The sequence below is a fragment of the Microbacterium proteolyticum genome (assembly GCF_030818075.1).
Classification (GTDB): Bacteria; Actinomycetota; Actinomycetes; order Actinomycetales; family Microbacteriaceae; genus Microbacterium; species Microbacterium proteolyticum_A.
Genome location: NZ_JAUSZZ010000001.1, coordinates 2,270,504 through 2,285,479, shown reverse-complemented (window position 1 = coordinate 2,285,479; position 14,976 = coordinate 2,270,504). Strand labels below are relative to the sequence as shown.

The window sequence follows — 14,976 nt, the reverse complement described above, 5'->3', positions numbered from 1 at the left end:
GGCGCCGTGCGTCATGTGCGAAAACAGCAGAAGGCCGGATGCCATGGCATCCGGCCTTCGCGAGAGTCACTGACCGCGGCGCTCGCGCAATTGCTGCAGGGCGTCGTCGAGAAGCGACGCGGCCTCTTCTTCGCTCCGACGCTCCTTCACGTACGCGAGATGCGTCTTGTACGGCTCCGCCTTTGCGAGCGCCGGCGGGTTCGCCTTGTCGCGTCCGGCCGGAAGACCGGAGTGCGGGGAGTCGATCGTCTCAGGGATCTCGTCGTCGGGGATTCCCGCGGCGAAATACCGCACGGTTTCGTTACCGAGGGCGTCCCAGTAGGACACGGCGACACGGTCGGCGTGGAAGCCGTGATCCTGCTCGCCCATGGGGCCGGCGCCGACGCGCGACCCGCGAATAGCATTGCCACCCGTAGCCATATCAGAGCTCCGCGAACTTGGTCAGGAGGCCGAGACCGACGATGGTGACGAACCACACCAGTCCTAGGACCACCGTGAAACGGTTGAGGTTGCGCTCCGCGAGTCCGGATGAACCGAGGGCGGAACTCATCCCACCACCGAACATGTCGGAGAGACCGCCACCGCGACCCTTGTGGAGCAGGATCAGCAGGGTCAGCAGGAGGCTGGTGACGCCCAGCAGCACCTGCAGCACGAACTCGAGAATCTGCACAGTCGAAAACCTTTCGCGCGCGGCCTGATCGACCGCACAAGCGTCAAGTATAGGGGGCGGCGTCTTCAACGCACGGATGCCCGCGGCGAAGCGCCGCGGGCATCCGTGAGGCGTCAGACGCCGACGTGCTTCTGGAACCGGATGATGGCGGCGAACTCGTCGACGACGAGGCTCGCACCGCCCACCAGGGCACCGTCCACGTCGGGCTCGCGCATGAACCCGGCGATGTTGCCGGACTTCACGGAGCCGCCGTACAGCACGCGCGTGCGCGCAGCGGCGTCCGCACCGAGCTTGTCGGCGACGACCGCGCGGAGCTTCGCGCAGACCTCCTGGGCCTGGTCGGGAGTCGCGGCCTGTCCCGAGCCGATGGCCCAGACCGGCTCGTACGCCACGACGATGTCGGCATCGGCCGCAACGCCCTCGAGCGCGACCTCGAGCTGACCCACGGGAACGGCGCTCGCACCGAACTTCTCGAGGTCCTCCGAGGTCTCGCCGACGCAGATCACGGGGACGAGACCGTGACGAAGGGCCGCCTGGGTCTTGGCCGCGACGACCTCGTCGGTCTCGTTGTGGAACTGACGACGCTCCGAGTGCCCGATGATGACGTACGTCGCATCGAGCTTGGCCAGGAACTGGCCGGAGATCTCGCCGGTGTAGGCGCCCGAGTCGTGAGCCGACAGGTCTTGCGCGCCCAGGGCGAACTCGATCTTGTCGGCGTCGAGCAGGGTCTGCACGGTCCGCAGGTCGGTGAACGGCGGGAAGACCGCCACCTCGACGCCTCCGTCGTGCTTGGCCTCCTTCAGCGTCCAGTGCAGCTTCTGGACGAACGCGACCGCCTGCAGGTGGTCGAGGTTCATCTTCCAGTTGCCGGCGATGAGGGGTGTTCTGGTCACTGCCATCCGAGGACCTCCAGTCCGGGGAGCTTCTTGCCTTCGAGGAACTCCAGGCTGGCGCCGCCGCCGGTGGAGATGTGGCCGAACTCGTCGTCGGCGAAGCCGAGCTGGCGCACGGCCGCGGCGGAGTCGCCGCCACCGACGACGCTGAGCCCGTCGACCTCGGTGAGCGCCTTCGCGACCGTCTTTGTCCCGGCCTCGAACGCCTTCATCTCGAACACGCCCATGGGGCCGTTCCAGAAGACGGTGCGCGACGAGCGGATCGCGTCGGCGAAGATCTCCGCCGTGCGGGGTCCGATGTCGAGACCGAGGCCCGACGTGCCGAAGGCGGTGTCTTCGAGCGCGTCGGCGTCGGCGACCACGTGCTCGGCATCCGCCGAGAACGACGCCGCCACAACGGCATCCACCGGGAGGACGATCTCGACGCCGCGCTCCTTCGCGGTGGCGAGGTAGCCCTTCACGGTGTCGATCTGATCCTGCTCGAGCAGGCTCGAGCCCACCTTGTGGCCCTCGGCGACGAGGAAGGTGAACATCATGCCGCCGCCGACGAGGAGCTTGTCCACGCGGGGAAGGAGGTGCTCGATGACGCCGAGCTTGTCGCTGACCTTCGAGCCGCCGAGCACGACCGTGTACGGACGCTCGGGCGTCTCGGTCAGGCGGTCGAGGACCTCGAGCTCCTTCTGGATGAGCAGGCCGGCCGCCGAGGGCACCAGTTGCGCGAGGTCGTAGACGCTCGCCTGCTTGCGGTGCACCACGCCGAAACCGTCCGACACGAGCGCGTCGCCGAGGGCGGCGAGCTCGCGGGCGAACGCCTGGCGCTCCGCCTCGTCCTTCGAGGTCTCCCCTGCGTTGAAGCGGAGGTTCTCGATGACGGCGACCTCGCCGTTCTCGAGCGACGCGACGGCATCCTGAGCCGATTCGCCGACCGTGTCGCGCGCGAACGCGACCGGCTGGCCGAGCAGCTCCGACAGACGCTGCGCGACCGGCTCGAGCGAGTACTTCGGGTCGGGCGCGCCGTCGGGGCGGCCCAGGTGCGAGCACACGACCACACGCGCGCCGGCGTTGATCAGTGCGTTGAGAGTCGGCAGCGACGCCCGCACGCGGCCATCGTCCGTGATGACGCCGTCCTTCAGGGGGACGTTCAGGTCACAACGGACGATGACGCGCGTGCCGGCGAGCGACCCCAGCGAATCGAGGGTGCGCAGAGCCATGAAGGGTTACAGGCGCTCGGCGACGTACTCGGTGAGGTCGACGAGGCGGTTGGAGTAGCCCCACTCGTTGTCGTACCACGACGACACCTTGACCAGGTTGCCGCTGACGTTGGTCAGCTCGGCGTCGAAGATCGACGAGTGCGGGTTGCCCTGGATGTCGCTCGAGACGATCGGGTCTTCGGTGTACTGGAGGATGCCGTTGAGGCGACCCTCGGCAGCAGCCTTCTTGTAGACCTCGTTGATCTGGTCGGCGGTCAGGCCCTCGGTCGGGGTGACGATGGTGAGGTCGACGATCGAGCCGGTGGGGACCGGGACACGGTACGACGAACCGCTCAGCTTGCCGTTGAGCTCCGGCAGGACCAGGCCGATGGCCTTGGCAGCGCCGGTGGAGGCGGGGACGATGTTGATCGCCGCGCCACGGGCACGGCGGAGGTCGCTGTGCGGGCCGTCCTGCAGGTTCTGGTCGGCGGTGTAGGCGTGAGCGGTCATCATGAAGCCGCGCTCGATGCCGAAGGCGTCGTTGAACACCTTCGCCAGCGGGGCGAGGCAGTTCGTGGTGCACGAGGCGTTCGAGATGATGACGTCGGTCTCGGGGTTGTACGTCTCTTCGTTGACACCCATGACGATGGTGGCGTCGTCGCCGGTCGCGGGAGCCGAGATGAGCACCTTCTTGGCGCCGCCGGCGACGTGCTTCTTGGCGTCCTCGGCCTTGGTGAAGCGGCCGGTCGACTCGATGACGATGTCGACGCCCAGCTCGCCCCAGGGGAGGTTGGCGGGGTCGCGCTCTTCGAAGACCTTGATGGTCTTGTCGCCGACGGTGATGGAGTCTTCGGTGTACGAGACCTCCTCGGCCAGCACGCCGCCGACGGAGTCGTACTTCAGCAGGTGGGCGAGGGTCTTGTTGTCGGTGAGGTCGTTCACCGCCACGATTTCGAGGTCGGCACCCTGCGCGAGAGCCGCGCGGAGGTAGTTGCGTCCGATACGGCCGAAGCCGTTGATTCCGATCTTGACGGTCACGGAATTTCTCCTGAATCAGTTGTGCGCGATGAGCGCGTGATTGCGGTGTTCGCTGGCGGACAACGGCGTCCCGGCGGGGTGCCCCACCGGGACGCCCATGCCGTTTACGACAGTACCAGCAGACCCGCGGTCTTCTCACGGGCGGCGGCGAAGCGCTCCTGGGCGTCGGCCCAGTTGGCGATGTTCCAGAACGCCTTCACGTAGTCGGCGCGGACGTTCTTGTAGTCGAGGTAGTACGCGTGCTCCCAGACGTCGAGCAGGAGAAGGGGAACGGTCCCCGCGACGATCTGACCCTGCTGGTCGAAGAACTGCTGGATGACGAGGTTCTGACCGATCGAGTCCCAGAACAGACCCGCCCAGCCCGAGCCCTGCACGCCGAGGGCGGCAGCGGTGAACTGCGCACGGAAGGCGTCGAACGAGCCGAACTGGTCGTCGATGGCCGCCTCGAGGTCGCCGGTGGGCTTGTCTCCGCCGTTGGGCGAGAGGTTGGTCCAGAAGATGGAGTGATTGGTGTGACCGCCCAGGTTGAACGCGAGGTCCTTCTGCAGACGGTTGATGTTCGCGAAGTCGCCCTTCTCGCGCGCTTCGGCGAGCAGGTCGAGAGTCGTGTTCGCTCCGTTGACGTACGTCTGGTGGTGCTTGCTGTGGTGCAGCTCCATGATGGTCGCGCTGATGTGCGGCTCCAGCGCCGAGTAGTCGTAGGGCAGTTCGGGCAGCGTGTACTTCGCCATGTTCTCAACTTCCGAATCGGGCGCTGCCGAGACCTCTTCGCCGTGACGACGTGCCGAGGAATCGAGCAACGAGGGTGACGGGTTCATCCTACTGAGGGCTAACCACGGCGCATCGGGGTTGCTTCCCCGGATGACGGTGGATAGCCCGCCCGGGCGCGTCGTGATCGGGATGCCGAGCGACGCCGCCCCCTCGGGCGTCAGTCGTCCGCGCCGACCGGCACGGCGGCCTCGGTGCCGGGGATCCCCTCGGCCTCGGCCTTCTTGTCGGCCATGGCCAGCAGGCGACGGATGCGGCCGGCCACGGCGTCCTTGGTGAGGGGCGGGTCGGCGTGGTGGCCGAGCTCGTCGAGGCTGGCGTCGCGGTGGGCGAGGCGCAGCTCGCCCGCCTGCTGGAGGTGATCGGGGACCTCATCGCCGAGGATCTCCAGCGCACGCTCCACCCGGGCGCATGCGGCCACCGCGGCCTGGGCCGATCGGCGCAGGTTGGCGTCGTCGAAGTTGACGAGGCGGTTGACGCCGGCGCGCACTTCGCGGCGCTGACGCATCTGGTCCCATTCCCCCGCGGTGCGGCGAGCGCCCATCTCGTACAACGCACCGCGGATGGCCTCACCGTCGCGGACGACGACGCGCGGAACGCCGCGCACTTCGCGGGCCTTGGCGGGGATGCCGATGCGGTGACCGGCACCGACGAGCGCCATCGCGGCCTCCGACGACGGGCACGAAATCTCCAACGCCGCCGAGCGGCCCGGGTCGCTCAACGTGCCGCTCGCCAGGAAGGCTCCGCGCCAGATGGCGCTGAGATCGGGCCGTGATCCCGTGGTCAGCTTGTTGGGGAGACCGCGGACCGGGCGGCGGCGCTGATCGAGCAAGCCTGTCTGACGAGCCAGCGTCTCGCCGGCCTCGATGACGCGGACCGCGAAGTGACCGCCGGTGCGGCCCCCGGAACCCTGCACGTGGTGCAGCTCGGGGCGCACGCCGTACAGCTCCATCAGGTCGCGGGCGACACGGCGCGCGAGGATGTCGGAGTCCAGTTCGGCCTCCACCGCGACACGGTTGGCGATGGAGTGCAGACCACCGGAGAAGCGCAGGAGGGCCGTGAGCTCAGCGACGCGCGCGGTCGGGCGCGGATCGCGGACGGTGATGAGCTCGGCCTTCACGTCGGCGGTCAGGGGCACAGTTCTCCTCGGGTGGGGGCGGCGGGGACGACGGTCCAGCCTACTCGCGACCGAGGTCGCGGTGAGCCACGCGGACGGCCACTCCCGGAACATCGGACAGACGTGCAGCGAGCTCTCGGGCCATGACGACCGAACGGTGTTTGCCGCCCGTGCAGCCCACCGCCACCACCGAATGGCGCTTGTTCTCCCGCTGATAGCCCTCCAGGACCGGTCGGAGCGCCGCCCCGTAGGCGTCGAGGAACTCGGCTGCGCCCGCCCGACTCAGGACGTACTCCCGCACCTGCGGGTCTTCCCCGGTCAGCGGGCGCAGGTCTTCGTTCCAGAAGGGATTCGGCAGGAAGCGCATGTCGGCGACGAGGTCGACGTCGGGCGGCAGGCCGTACTTGAAACCGAAGCTCATCAGGGTGATCGTGTGGCGCGCGGCCCCTTCATCGCCGAAGAGTGCGACCGTGCGCAGCGACAGCTGGTGCACGTTCATGCCCGACGTGTCGATCACGACGTCGGCGGCTTCGCGCAGGGGCGCGAGGCGCTCACGCTCGCGTCGGATGCCGTCGAGGATCGTGCCGTCGCCCTGCAGGGGATGCGGTCGGCGTACGGCCTCGAACCGTCGCACGAGCACCGCGTCACTGGCATCCAGGAACACCACCCGCACCTGACGGCCCGCCTGCAACGTGCGCATCGCCTCGGGCAGGTCACTGAACAGCGAGCGGCCGCGGACGTCGACCACCACCGCGACGCGGGGTACCGCGCCACCGGCGAGCTCGCTGAGTTCGAGCAGCGGGCGCAGCATCTGCGGGGGGAGGTTGTCGACCACGTACCAGTCGAGGTCTTCGAGGGCGTTGGCGACGGTGGACCGGCCCGCCCCCGACATCCCGGTGACGATCAGCACCTCACCTGGCTCGTCGCGTCCCGGCTCCATGTGCGTCCGCCTCCCGTCGCTGTCGTTCCAGCCTAGCGATCAAGGTGCGCGCGGATGGCCTCGGCCAGGGTCGGGCCGATGCCGGGAAGCGCCGTGATGTCCTCGGCGCTGGCCTCCTTCAGCGCGGAGACCGATCCGAAGTGCCGCAGAAGCGCCTTGATGCGGGCGTCGCCGAGCCCCGGGACCTCCGCGAGGACGCTCGAGATGTCGCGCTTGCGACGCTTGCGTTGATGGACGATGGCGAAGCGGTGGGCCTCGTCGCGCAGTCGCTGCAGCAGGTACAGCGCCTCCGACGTGCGCGGCAGGATCACCGGATACTCCTCCCCCGGCAGCCAGACCTCTTCGAGGCGCTTGGCGATCCCGCACAGCGCGATCTCTTCATGCCCCGCATCGGCGAGGGCACGCGCCGCCGCAGCGACCTGCGGTTGACCGCCGTCGACGACCAGCAGTTGCGGACGGTAGGCGAAGCGCGGCCGCTTGCGCGCCGTCACGACCTCGCCGTCGGCGGTGACCGCAGCGGAGTCGGGAGCGGCGACGATCGCGCCGCCGACGGTCTCGGGCTCGATGTCGTCGGGACGATCGAGGTAGGCGAGGCGACGCGTGAGGACCTGGTACATCGAGTCGGTGTCGTCGGTCGTCTCGGCGACACCGAACGAGCGGTACTGGTCCTTCCGGGGCAGGCCGTCCTCGAACACGACCATGGATGCCACGACGTTGGTGCCCGACAGATGCGACACGTCAAAGCACTCGATGCGCAGCGGCGCCTCGGTCATGCCGATCGCTTCCTGCAGGTCGGTGAGCGCTTGCGAACGTGCGACGTAGTCGCTCGTGCGGCGGGTCTTGTGGAGCATCAGCGCTTGCTGCGCGTTGAGCGTGGCCGTCTTCAACAGGTCGGACTTCCGCCCGCGCTGAGCCACCTGCAGGGTGACGGGACGCCCGCGCCGCTCGCGCAACCAGGTTTCCAGCTGTTCGGCGTCGTCGGGCAGCTCGGGTACCAGTACCTGCCGCGGGATGTCCCCGGCCTCCGCGTCGCCGTAGGTGCGCTGAAGCACCTGATCGACGAGGTCGGCACCGGAGATGTCGATCTCCTTCTCGATCGTCGTCGCCCGGACTCCGCGCACGCGACCGCCGCGCACGACGAAGTGCTGCACGGTCGCCGCCAGCTCGTCTTCGGCGATGCCGAACAGGTCGGCATCCGTGTCGGATGCCAGCACGAGGGCGCTCTTGCCGAGCACGGCGTCGATCGCCTGCAGGCGGTCGCGATAGTGGGCCGCCGACTCGTAGTCCATCGCGGCCGACGCTTCTTTCATGCGAGCCGTCAGCTCGCGCGTGAAGCGCTGATCACCGCCCGACATGAATGCGACGAAGTCGTCGACCATCGCGCGGTGCTCGGCGACGGTGACCTTCATCGAACACGGTCCCCCGCACCGACCGATCTGTCCGGGGAAGCACGGCCGCCCCGACGCCATCGCCTTCTTGTAGGACGAGTCGCTGCACGTCCGGATGGGGAAGACCTTGATCATCAGATCGATGGTGTCGTGCACGGCCCACACCTTGGGGTAGGGCCCGAAATACTTCGCTCCACGGATCTTGGGGTTGCGGGTGACGATGACGCGCGGGGCTTCGTCGGCCAGGGTGATGGCCATGAAGGGATACGACTTGTCGTCGCGGTAGCGCACGTTGAAGGGCGGATCGAACTCCTTGATCCACATGTACTCCAGCTGCAGCGAGTCGACGTCGCTGGGCACGACCGTCCACTCCACGCTCGCCGCCGTCGTGACCATGCGGCGGGTGCGCTCGTGCAGCGAGTACAGCGGTGCGAAGTAATTCGACAAGCGTGCTCGCAGGTTCTTCGCCTTGCCGACGTACAGCACGCGCCCCTCGGCATCCCGGAACCGGTAGACCCCCGGGTTGGTGGGGATCTCTCCGGCCTTCGGACGGTAAGGGAGGTGCGACATCCGTTCTCGGGATGCCATGCGTCAGCCCACCGCGCTCACGAGCTCCCGCTCCGCGTCGTCCGCGTCGAGCGCGGGCGCGTTGCGCGGGGTTCCCGTGCGGCCGGTCTCCAGCAGTTCGGCCAGGAACGCGCCGGTGTGGCTGCCCTTCACCTTCGCGACCTGCTCCGGCGTTCCCGTCGCCACGATCGTGCCGCCGCCAGCACCGCCCTCGGGCCCGAGGTCGATCACCCAGTCGCTGCTCTTGATGACGTCGAGGTTGTGCTCGATCACGATCACCGAGTTGCCCTTGTCGACGAGGCCGTTCAAGACCTTCAGCAGCAGCGACACGTCTTCGAAGTGCAGACCCGTCGTGGGTTCGTCGAGCACGTAGATCGACCGGCCGTTGCTCCGGCGCTGCAGCTCGGTCGCGAGTTTCACACGCTGCGCTTCGCCGCCCGACAGAGTGGTCGCCGACTGCCCGAGACGCACGTATCCGAGACCGACGTCGACGAGTGTCTTGAGGTAACGGTGGATGGCCTGGATCGGCTCGAAGAACTCCGCAGCCTCGGAGATGGGCATCTCGAGCACCTCGGCGATGTTCTTCCCCTTGTAGTGCACCGAGAGCGTGTCGCGGTTGTACCGCTTGCCGTGGCACACCTCGCAGTCGACGTACACGTCGGGGAGGAAGTTCATCTCGATCTTCAGCGTGCCGTCGCCGGAACACGCCTCGCAGCGACCGCCCTTGACGTTGAAGCTGAACCGCCCGGCCTGGTAGCCGCGCACCTTCGCCTCGGGGGTCTCGCTGAACAGCGTGCGAATGCGGTCGAAGACGCCGGTGTAGGTGGCCGGGTTGGACCGCGGAGTGCGGCCGATGGGCGCCTGGTCGACGTGCACGACCTTGTCGAGGTTGTCGAGACCCGTCACGCGCGTGTGCTTGCCCGGAACGCGGCGGGCACCGTTCAGCTTGGACGCGAGGACTTCGTACAGGATGCCGTTCACCAGGGTCGATTTGCCGGATCCGCTCACGCCCGTCACGGAGGTGAGGACGCCCAGCGGGAAGTCGACGGACACGTTCTGGAGGTTGTTCTCGCGCGCACCGACCACCGTGATCTGGCGCTTCTTGTCGATCTTGCGACGCTTCTTCGGCGCCTCGATCGCCCGGCGACCCGAGAGATACGCGCCGGTGAGCGAACGCTCGTCATCCAACAGCTCGGCGAGCGGCCCGGAGTGCACGACGTTGCCGCCGTCGACGCCGGCGCGCGGTCCGATGTCGACGACCCAGTCGGCCGCGTGGATGGTCTCTTCGTCGTGCTCGACGACGATCAGGGTGTTGCCGAGGTCTCGCAGCGTCTCGAGCGTCTGGATGAGGCGCCGGTTGTCGCGCTGGTGGAGTCCGATCGAGGGCTCGTCGAGGACGTACAGCACGCCGGTCAAACCGGAGCCGATCTGCGTCGCGAGGCGGATGCGCTGCGCCTCCCCGCCCGAGAGCGTTCCGGCGGCGCGGCCCAGACTGAGGTAGTTCAGGCCGACCTGCAAGAGGAAGTCGAGGCGGGCGCGGATCTCACGCAACACCGCCGCGGCGATGGTCGCTTCACGATCGGTGAGGGTGAGCTTCGAGAAGAACTCACGAGCGTCGGCGAGGCTCATGCGCGACGCCGCGGCGATCGAGGTGTTGTCGACGAGCACCGCGAGCACCTCGGGCTTCAGACGGTCGCCGTCGCAGACGGCGCACGGCACCTCGCGCAGGTACTCCGACCAGCGCTGGCGCTGCGTGTCGGACTCGGCCTGCAGGTACTGCCGCTCGATGTACGGCACGACGCCCTCGAAGCCCGAGGAGTAACGCATCTCACGGCCGTAGCGATTCTTCCACTTGACCGTGACCTTATAGTTCTCGCCGCGGAGCACCGCTTGCTGCACGTCGTGGGAGAGGTCCTTCCACGGGGTGTCCAGAGAGAAGTCGAGGTCGCGAGCGAGCCCCTCCAGCAGTCGCTCGTAGTACTGGAAGAGCCCCTTGCCCTGCGTGGTCCAGGGCAGGATGGCCCCGTCGCGGATGGAGAGCTCCTCGTCGCCGAGCATGAGGTCGACGTCGACCGACATGCGCGTTCCGAGGCCCGAGCAGACGGGGCACGCGCCGAAGGGCGCGTTGAACGAGAACGTGCGCGGCTCGATCTCGGTGAGCTGCAGCGGGTGGCCGTTGGGACACGCCAGCTTCTCGGAGAACGACTGCCAGGCGTCGTCGCCCTCTTCGTCGACGTAGTTGACCTGCATGATGCCGCCCGCGAGACCCATCGCCGTCTCGACCGAGTCGGTCACGCGACTGAGGTTGTCACCGGATGCCACGAGCCGGTCGACGACCACGGCGATGTCGTGCTTGTAGCTCTTCTTGAGAGTCGGGGGCTCCGCGAGCTGGATCAGCTCGCCGTCGACCACCGCGCGCGCATAGCCCTTGGCGCTGAGCTCCTTGAAGAGGTCGACGAACTCGCCCTTCTTCTGCGTGACGACCGGCGCGACGATCTGGTAGCGGGTGCGCTCGGGCAGCTCCATGAGCTGGTCCGCGATCTGCTGCACGGTCTGACGCTGGATGCGTGCGCCGCAGTCGGGGCAGTGGGGCACGCCGATGCGGGCCCACAACAGGCGCATGTAATCGTGGATCTCCGTGATCGTCCCGACCGTCGAGCGCGGGTTGCGGTTGGTCGACTTCTGATCGATCGAGACGGCGGGGCTGAGCCCCTCGATGAAGTCGACATCGGGTCGATCGACCTGGCCGAGGAACTGGCGGGCGTACGCGCTCAGCGACTCGACGTAACGCCGTTGCCCCTCGGCGAAGATCGTGTCGAACGCCAGGCTGGACTTCCCCGACCCCGACAGCCCGGTGAAGACGACGAGGGAATCGCGGGGGATGTCGAGGTCGACGTCTTTCAGGTTGTGGACGCGCGCACCGCGCACACTCAGCTTGCCGCTGGTACCGGAGGTGGCGGATGACGAGGGCGAGGAAACGGGAACGATCGGCACGCGTTAAGTCTAGGTCGGGCCTCCGACATCGGCCCCGGGTTCGCCCCGAGCGCACGGATGTGCGACAGTGCCGCGACCCCGACGGAGCGTCACTCCCCGTCTCGGAGGCTCCCCGCGAAGGGCGCGAGACCGTCTCGCAGGGCGATCAGCGCGGGCTCGTCGACGCCGACCCGCGCCATGACCTGGCCGGGTACCGCGAGCGCGGCCTCGCGCAGCGCGCGGCCCTCGTCGGTGAGGCCGATGTCGAGCACCCGCTCATCGTCGGCGCGACGGGAGCGGACCACCCGGCCCTGCGCCTCGAGGCGCTTGACCAGTGGCGACAGCGTGGCGGGCTCCATGGCGAGTTCCGCCGCGAGCGCACCGAGCGATCGCGGCGACTGCTCCCAGAGCGCGAGCATGACGAGATACTGCGGATGGGTCAGACCGAGCGGCTCCAGCACGGGCCGATAGATCGATACGACGTTGCGCGCCGCCGTGACGAGGGCGAAGCACACCTGATTCTCGAGCGCGAGCGGATCCTGCATGTGCCACCTTCCCAAATAGTTAGTACACTAATAATCATGACACGAAAGGATGCCGATCGCCCGCCGCTCCGAGAGCGTGTGCGCGAAGCCGGCGGCTGGTACCAGTACTTCAACACCCGACTGATTCGCGTGGCCGGACCCGCCTCGGTCGGACCCTACGAGACGACCCCCGAGCCCGTTCGCACGGGGCGCCCGTGCCCTCTGTGCGGTCACCCGATGACCGAGCACAGTGTGGACCGCTCCGGCCCGAAACCGTTGCTGCACTGCCCCTGATCCGGCCCCTTCGGGCGGCGCAGCGCGCCGGTTCACCGCCCTCCTGGGATCGACTCGGGAGGTCACCCGACCCACGGCTCAGCTCAGCTGCGGCCGTCCGTCCGCATCCAACGGCCACCCGGGATTGACGGCCACCTCCCACGGGTGGCCGTCGGGGTCGACGAAGACGCCCGAGTATCCGCCCCACGGCGTCCGCGCCGCGGACCGCGTCACGCCTGCCCCCGCTGCACGAGCGGCCGCCAGGATCGCATCGACCTGCGCGGTCTCGGCGACGTTGTGCGCGAGGGTCACACCACCCCACCCGCCGAGGTCGTCCATGCCGGAGTCCTCGGCGAGTTGACGTCGACCCCAGAGAGCGACGACCATCCCGCCCGTATCGAAGAAGGCCACCTCCCCGTCCACGGAGGAAGGGTGCGCCCTCCACCCGAGCACTTCGTAGAAAGTCACAGCGCGCGCAAGATCGCGCACTCCGAGGGTGACGAGGGTGAGCCGCTGCTCCATGGTCGGACCGGGATCAGGCGTGTCCGGCGCGCTCCATGGCCCGCAGCTCCTTCTTCATGTCCTGCACCTCGTCCCGGAGGCGCCCGGCGAGTTCGAATTTCAGCTCCGCCGCGGCCGCCAGCATCTGCTGGGTCAGGTCGGCGATGGTGGACTCGAGTTGATCGGCGCCCTCGGCCGCGATCCCCGTCCGGCGCAGCGACGGCGTCGGCGATTTGCCCTTACTCGCCTTGTCGTTGCGAGCCAGAAGCTTCTTCGTGTCGGTCGCTTCGCGGTTCAAGACCTCGGTGATGTCGGCGATCTTCTTGCGCAGCGGCTGCGGGTCGATGCCGTTCTCGGTGTTGTAGGCGATCTGCTTCTCACGGCGACGCTCGGTCTCATCGATCGCGTTGCGCATCGAGTCGGTGATCTTGTCGGCATACATGTGCACCTGGCCCGACACGTTACGGGCCGCGCGACCGATGGTCTGGATGAGCGACGTGCCGCTGCGCAAGAACCCCTCTTTGTCGGCATCCAGGATCGCCACGAGCGAGACCTCGGGCAGGTCGAGGCCCTCGCGGAGCAGGTTGATGCCGACCAGCACGTCGTACACACCCGCCCGCAGCTCGGTCAGCAGCTCGACGCGCCGCAACGTGTCGACGTCGGAGTGCAGGTAGCGCACACGCACGCCGTGCTCACCGAGGAAGTCGGTGAGCTCCTCCGCCATCTTCTTGGTGAGCGTCGTCACGAGCACGCGCTCGTCGCGCTCGACGCGCACGCGGATCTCCTCGAGAAGATCGTCGATCTGCCCCTTGGAGGGTTTGACGATGATCTCCGGGTCGACCAGGCCCGTGGGACGGATGATCTGCTCGACGACGCCGTCGGCGATCCCCATTTCGTAACGGCCCGGAGTGGCCGACAGGTAGACGGTCTGCCCGACGCGTTCCTTGAACTCGTCCCAACGCAGCGGACGGTTGTCCATCGCACTGGGCAGCCGGAAACCGTGCTCGACGAGAGTGCGTTTGCGCGACGCGTCGCCCTCGTACATCGCACCGATCTGCGGGACCGTCACGTGCGACTCGTCGATCACGAGCAGGAAGTCGTCGGGGAAGAAGTCGAGCAACGTGTGCGGAGGGTCTCCCGGCATCCGTCCGTCCATGTGGCGCGAATAGTTCTCGATGCCCGAACAGAAGCCGAGCTGCTGCAGCATCTCGAGGTCGAAGGTGGTGCGCATGCGCAGACGCTGAGCCTCCAGCAGCTTGCCCTGCGACTCGAACTCCTTCAGCCGCTCCTCGAGCTCGTGCTCGATCGTGCCGATGGCGCGCTGGACCGTCTCGGTGCCGGCGACGTAGTGAGACGCGGGGAAGATCGGAACGGAGTCCATCTTCTCGATCACGTCGCCGGTGAGCGGGTGCAGCGTGTAGAGCGCCTCGATCTCATCGCCGAACATCTCGATGCGGATCGCATACTCCTCGTACACCGGGATGATCTCGATCGTGTCGCCTCGCACGCGGAAGTTGCCGCGCGAGAAATCGACGTCGTTGCGGTTGTACTGCATCGCGATGAACTTGCGGATGAGCGCATCGCGGTCGTAGCGCTCCCCCACCTGCAGGGCGACCATGGCGCGCAGGTACTCCTCGGGTGCGCCGAGGCCGTAGATGCACGACACGGTCGACACCACCACGACGTCGCGGCGCGAGAGGAGCGAGTTCGTGGTCGAGTGGCGCAGGCGTTCGACCTCGGCGTTGATCGAGGAGTCCTTCTCGATGAAGGTGTCCGTCTGCGGCACGTACGCCTCGGGCTGGTAGTAGTCGTAATACGAGACGAAGTACTCCACGGCGTTGTTCGGCATGAGCTCTCGGAACTCATTCGCCAGCTGCGCTGCGAGGGTCTTGTTGTGCGCGAGCACGAGCGTGGGCCGCTGCACCTGCTCCACCAGCCAGGCCGTCGTCGCCGACTTTCCGGTTCCGGTCGCGCCGAGCAGAACGACGTCGGTCTCGCCGGCGTTGATGCGCGCCGCGAGATCGGCGATCGCCTGGGGCTGATCACCGGACGGCGAGTACTCGCTGATGACCTCGAAGGGGCGGACGGAACGCGTAGCCTGCATGATTCCAGCGTAGGCGGGGCCTCCGACATC

General features: G+C 67.8%; 14 protein-coding genes. 1 reads left to right on the top strand and 13 read right to left on the bottom strand.

The window, feature by feature from the left end; all coding sequences use genetic code 11:
- Window positions 1-66 precede the first annotated feature (66 nt).
- The 11 genes from QE392_RS10595 to QE392_RS10545 all read right to left on the bottom strand — a co-directional run bounded on the left by QE392_RS10595 (window position 67) and on the right by QE392_RS10545 (window position 12,089).
- A complete protein-coding gene (locus tag QE392_RS10595; protein ID WP_307451439.1) occupies window positions 67-420 on the bottom strand; it encodes an RNA polymerase-binding protein RbpA in 354 nt (117 codons plus the stop codon).
- 1 nt (window position 421) lies between these two features.
- Window positions 422-670 carry a preprotein translocase subunit SecG gene (secG, locus tag QE392_RS10590; RefSeq protein WP_307451437.1) on the bottom strand — a complete coding sequence of 83 codons (249 nt, stop codon included), beginning with the start codon at window positions 668-670 and terminating at the stop codon, window positions 422-424.
- A 113-nt stretch (window positions 671-783) separates the two neighbouring features.
- A complete protein-coding gene (tpiA, locus tag QE392_RS10585) occupies window positions 784-1,569 on the bottom strand; it encodes a triose-phosphate isomerase (RefSeq protein WP_307451435.1) in 786 nt (261 codons plus the stop codon).
- Entirely contained in the window at window positions 1,560-2,774 is a 1,215-nt protein-coding gene (locus QE392_RS10580; RefSeq protein WP_307451433.1) for a phosphoglycerate kinase, read from the bottom strand. Before QE392_RS10580 ends, tpiA begins: the two co-directional genes overlap by 10 nt.
- Before the next feature lie 6 nt (window positions 2,775-2,780).
- Complete coding sequence (gene gap, locus QE392_RS10575) at window positions 2,781-3,791, bottom strand: type I glyceraldehyde-3-phosphate dehydrogenase (RefSeq protein WP_307451430.1); 1,011 nt, start codon at window positions 3,789-3,791, stop codon at window positions 2,781-2,783.
- 104 nt (window positions 3,792-3,895) lie between these two features.
- Window positions 3,896-4,522, bottom strand: coding sequence for a superoxide dismutase (locus QE392_RS10570; RefSeq protein WP_307454116.1), 627 nt, complete (start codon window positions 4,520-4,522; stop codon window positions 3,896-3,898).
- A gap of 197 nt (window positions 4,523-4,719) precedes the next feature.
- The gene (gene whiA, locus QE392_RS10565; RefSeq protein WP_136585808.1) at window positions 4,720-5,697 is read right to left on the bottom strand and encodes a DNA-binding protein WhiA; all 978 of its coding nucleotides are present in this window, start codon (window positions 5,695-5,697) and stop codon (window positions 4,720-4,722) included.
- Window positions 5,698-5,737: 40 nt separating this feature from the next.
- The gene (gene rapZ / locus QE392_RS10560) at window positions 5,738-6,616 is read right to left on the bottom strand and encodes an RNase adapter RapZ (RefSeq protein ID WP_307451427.1); all 879 of its coding nucleotides are present in this window, start codon (window positions 6,614-6,616) and stop codon (window positions 5,738-5,740) included.
- Window positions 6,617-6,648: 32 nt separating this feature from the next.
- On the bottom strand, window positions 6,649-8,574 hold the full coding sequence (uvrC, locus tag QE392_RS10555; protein ID WP_307451426.1) for an excinuclease ABC subunit UvrC: 1,926 nt from the start codon (window positions 8,572-8,574) through the stop codon (window positions 6,649-6,651).
- Window positions 8,575-8,595: 21 nt separating this feature from the next.
- Window positions 8,596-11,565: an excinuclease ABC subunit UvrA gene (gene uvrA / locus QE392_RS10550; protein ID WP_307451425.1), complete on the bottom strand. Its 2,970-nt coding sequence runs from the start codon at window positions 11,563-11,565 to the stop codon at window positions 8,596-8,598.
- 89 nt (window positions 11,566-11,654) lie between these two features.
- Complete coding sequence (locus QE392_RS10545; protein ID WP_307451424.1) at window positions 11,655-12,089, bottom strand: MarR family winged helix-turn-helix transcriptional regulator; 435 nt, start codon at window positions 12,087-12,089, stop codon at window positions 11,655-11,657.
- Window positions 12,090-12,125: 36 nt separating this feature from the next.
- Between QE392_RS10545 and QE392_RS10540 the strand changes: the two genes are divergently transcribed.
- Window positions 12,126-12,362, top strand: a complete 237-nt coding sequence (locus tag QE392_RS10540) for a hypothetical protein (protein WP_307451421.1) — start codon at window positions 12,126-12,128, stop codon at window positions 12,360-12,362.
- A gap of 78 nt (window positions 12,363-12,440) precedes the next feature.
- Here QE392_RS10540 and QE392_RS10535 read toward each other — a convergent pair whose 3' ends face one another.
- Entirely contained in the window at window positions 12,441-12,863 is a 423-nt protein-coding gene (locus tag QE392_RS10535; protein ID WP_307451418.1) for a VOC family protein, read from the bottom strand.
- Between the two features lie 13 nt (window positions 12,864-12,876).
- Window positions 12,877-14,946 (bottom strand): excinuclease ABC subunit UvrB, encoded by a 2,070-nt coding sequence (gene uvrB / locus QE392_RS10530; protein WP_307451416.1) that lies wholly within the window; start codon window positions 14,944-14,946, stop codon window positions 12,877-12,879.
- Window positions 14,947-14,976: the final 30 nt, after the last annotated feature.

Excerpts from the sequence above, each read along its gene's own strand:
- QE392_RS10595 (WP_307451439.1), bottom strand. The coding sequence starts at position 420 with ATGGCTACGGGTGGCAATGCTATTCGCGGGTCGCGCGTCGGCGCCGGC.
- tpiA (WP_307451435.1), bottom strand. The coding sequence starts at position 1,569 with ATGGCAGTGACCAGAACACCCCTCATCGCCGGCAACTGGAAGATGAAC.
- QE392_RS10580 (WP_307451433.1), bottom strand. The coding sequence starts at position 2,774 with ATGGCTCTGCGCACCCTCGATTCGCTGGGGTCGCTCGCCGGCACGCGC.
- QE392_RS10570 (WP_307454116.1), bottom strand. The coding sequence starts at position 4,522 with ATGGCGAAGTACACGCTGCCCGAACTGCCCTACGACTACTCGGCGCTG.
- rapZ (WP_307451427.1), bottom strand. The coding sequence starts at position 6,616 with ATGGAGCCGGGACGCGACGAGCCAGGTGAGGTGCTGATCGTCACCGGG.
- uvrC (WP_307451426.1), bottom strand. The coding sequence starts at position 8,574 with ATGTCGCACCTCCCTTACCGTCCGAAGGCCGGAGAGATCCCCACCAAC.
- QE392_RS10545 (WP_307451424.1), bottom strand. The coding sequence starts at position 12,089 with ATGCAGGATCCGCTCGCGCTCGAGAATCAGGTGTGCTTCGCCCTCGTC.
- QE392_RS10540 (WP_307451421.1), top strand. The coding sequence starts at position 12,126 with ATGACACGAAAGGATGCCGATCGCCCGCCGCTCCGAGAGCGTGTGCGC.
- QE392_RS10535 (WP_307451418.1), bottom strand. The coding sequence starts at position 12,863 with ATGGAGCAGCGGCTCACCCTCGTCACCCTCGGAGTGCGCGATCTTGCG.
- uvrB (WP_307451416.1), bottom strand. The coding sequence starts at position 14,946 with ATGCAGGCTACGCGTTCCGTCCGCCCCTTCGAGGTCATCAGCGAGTAC.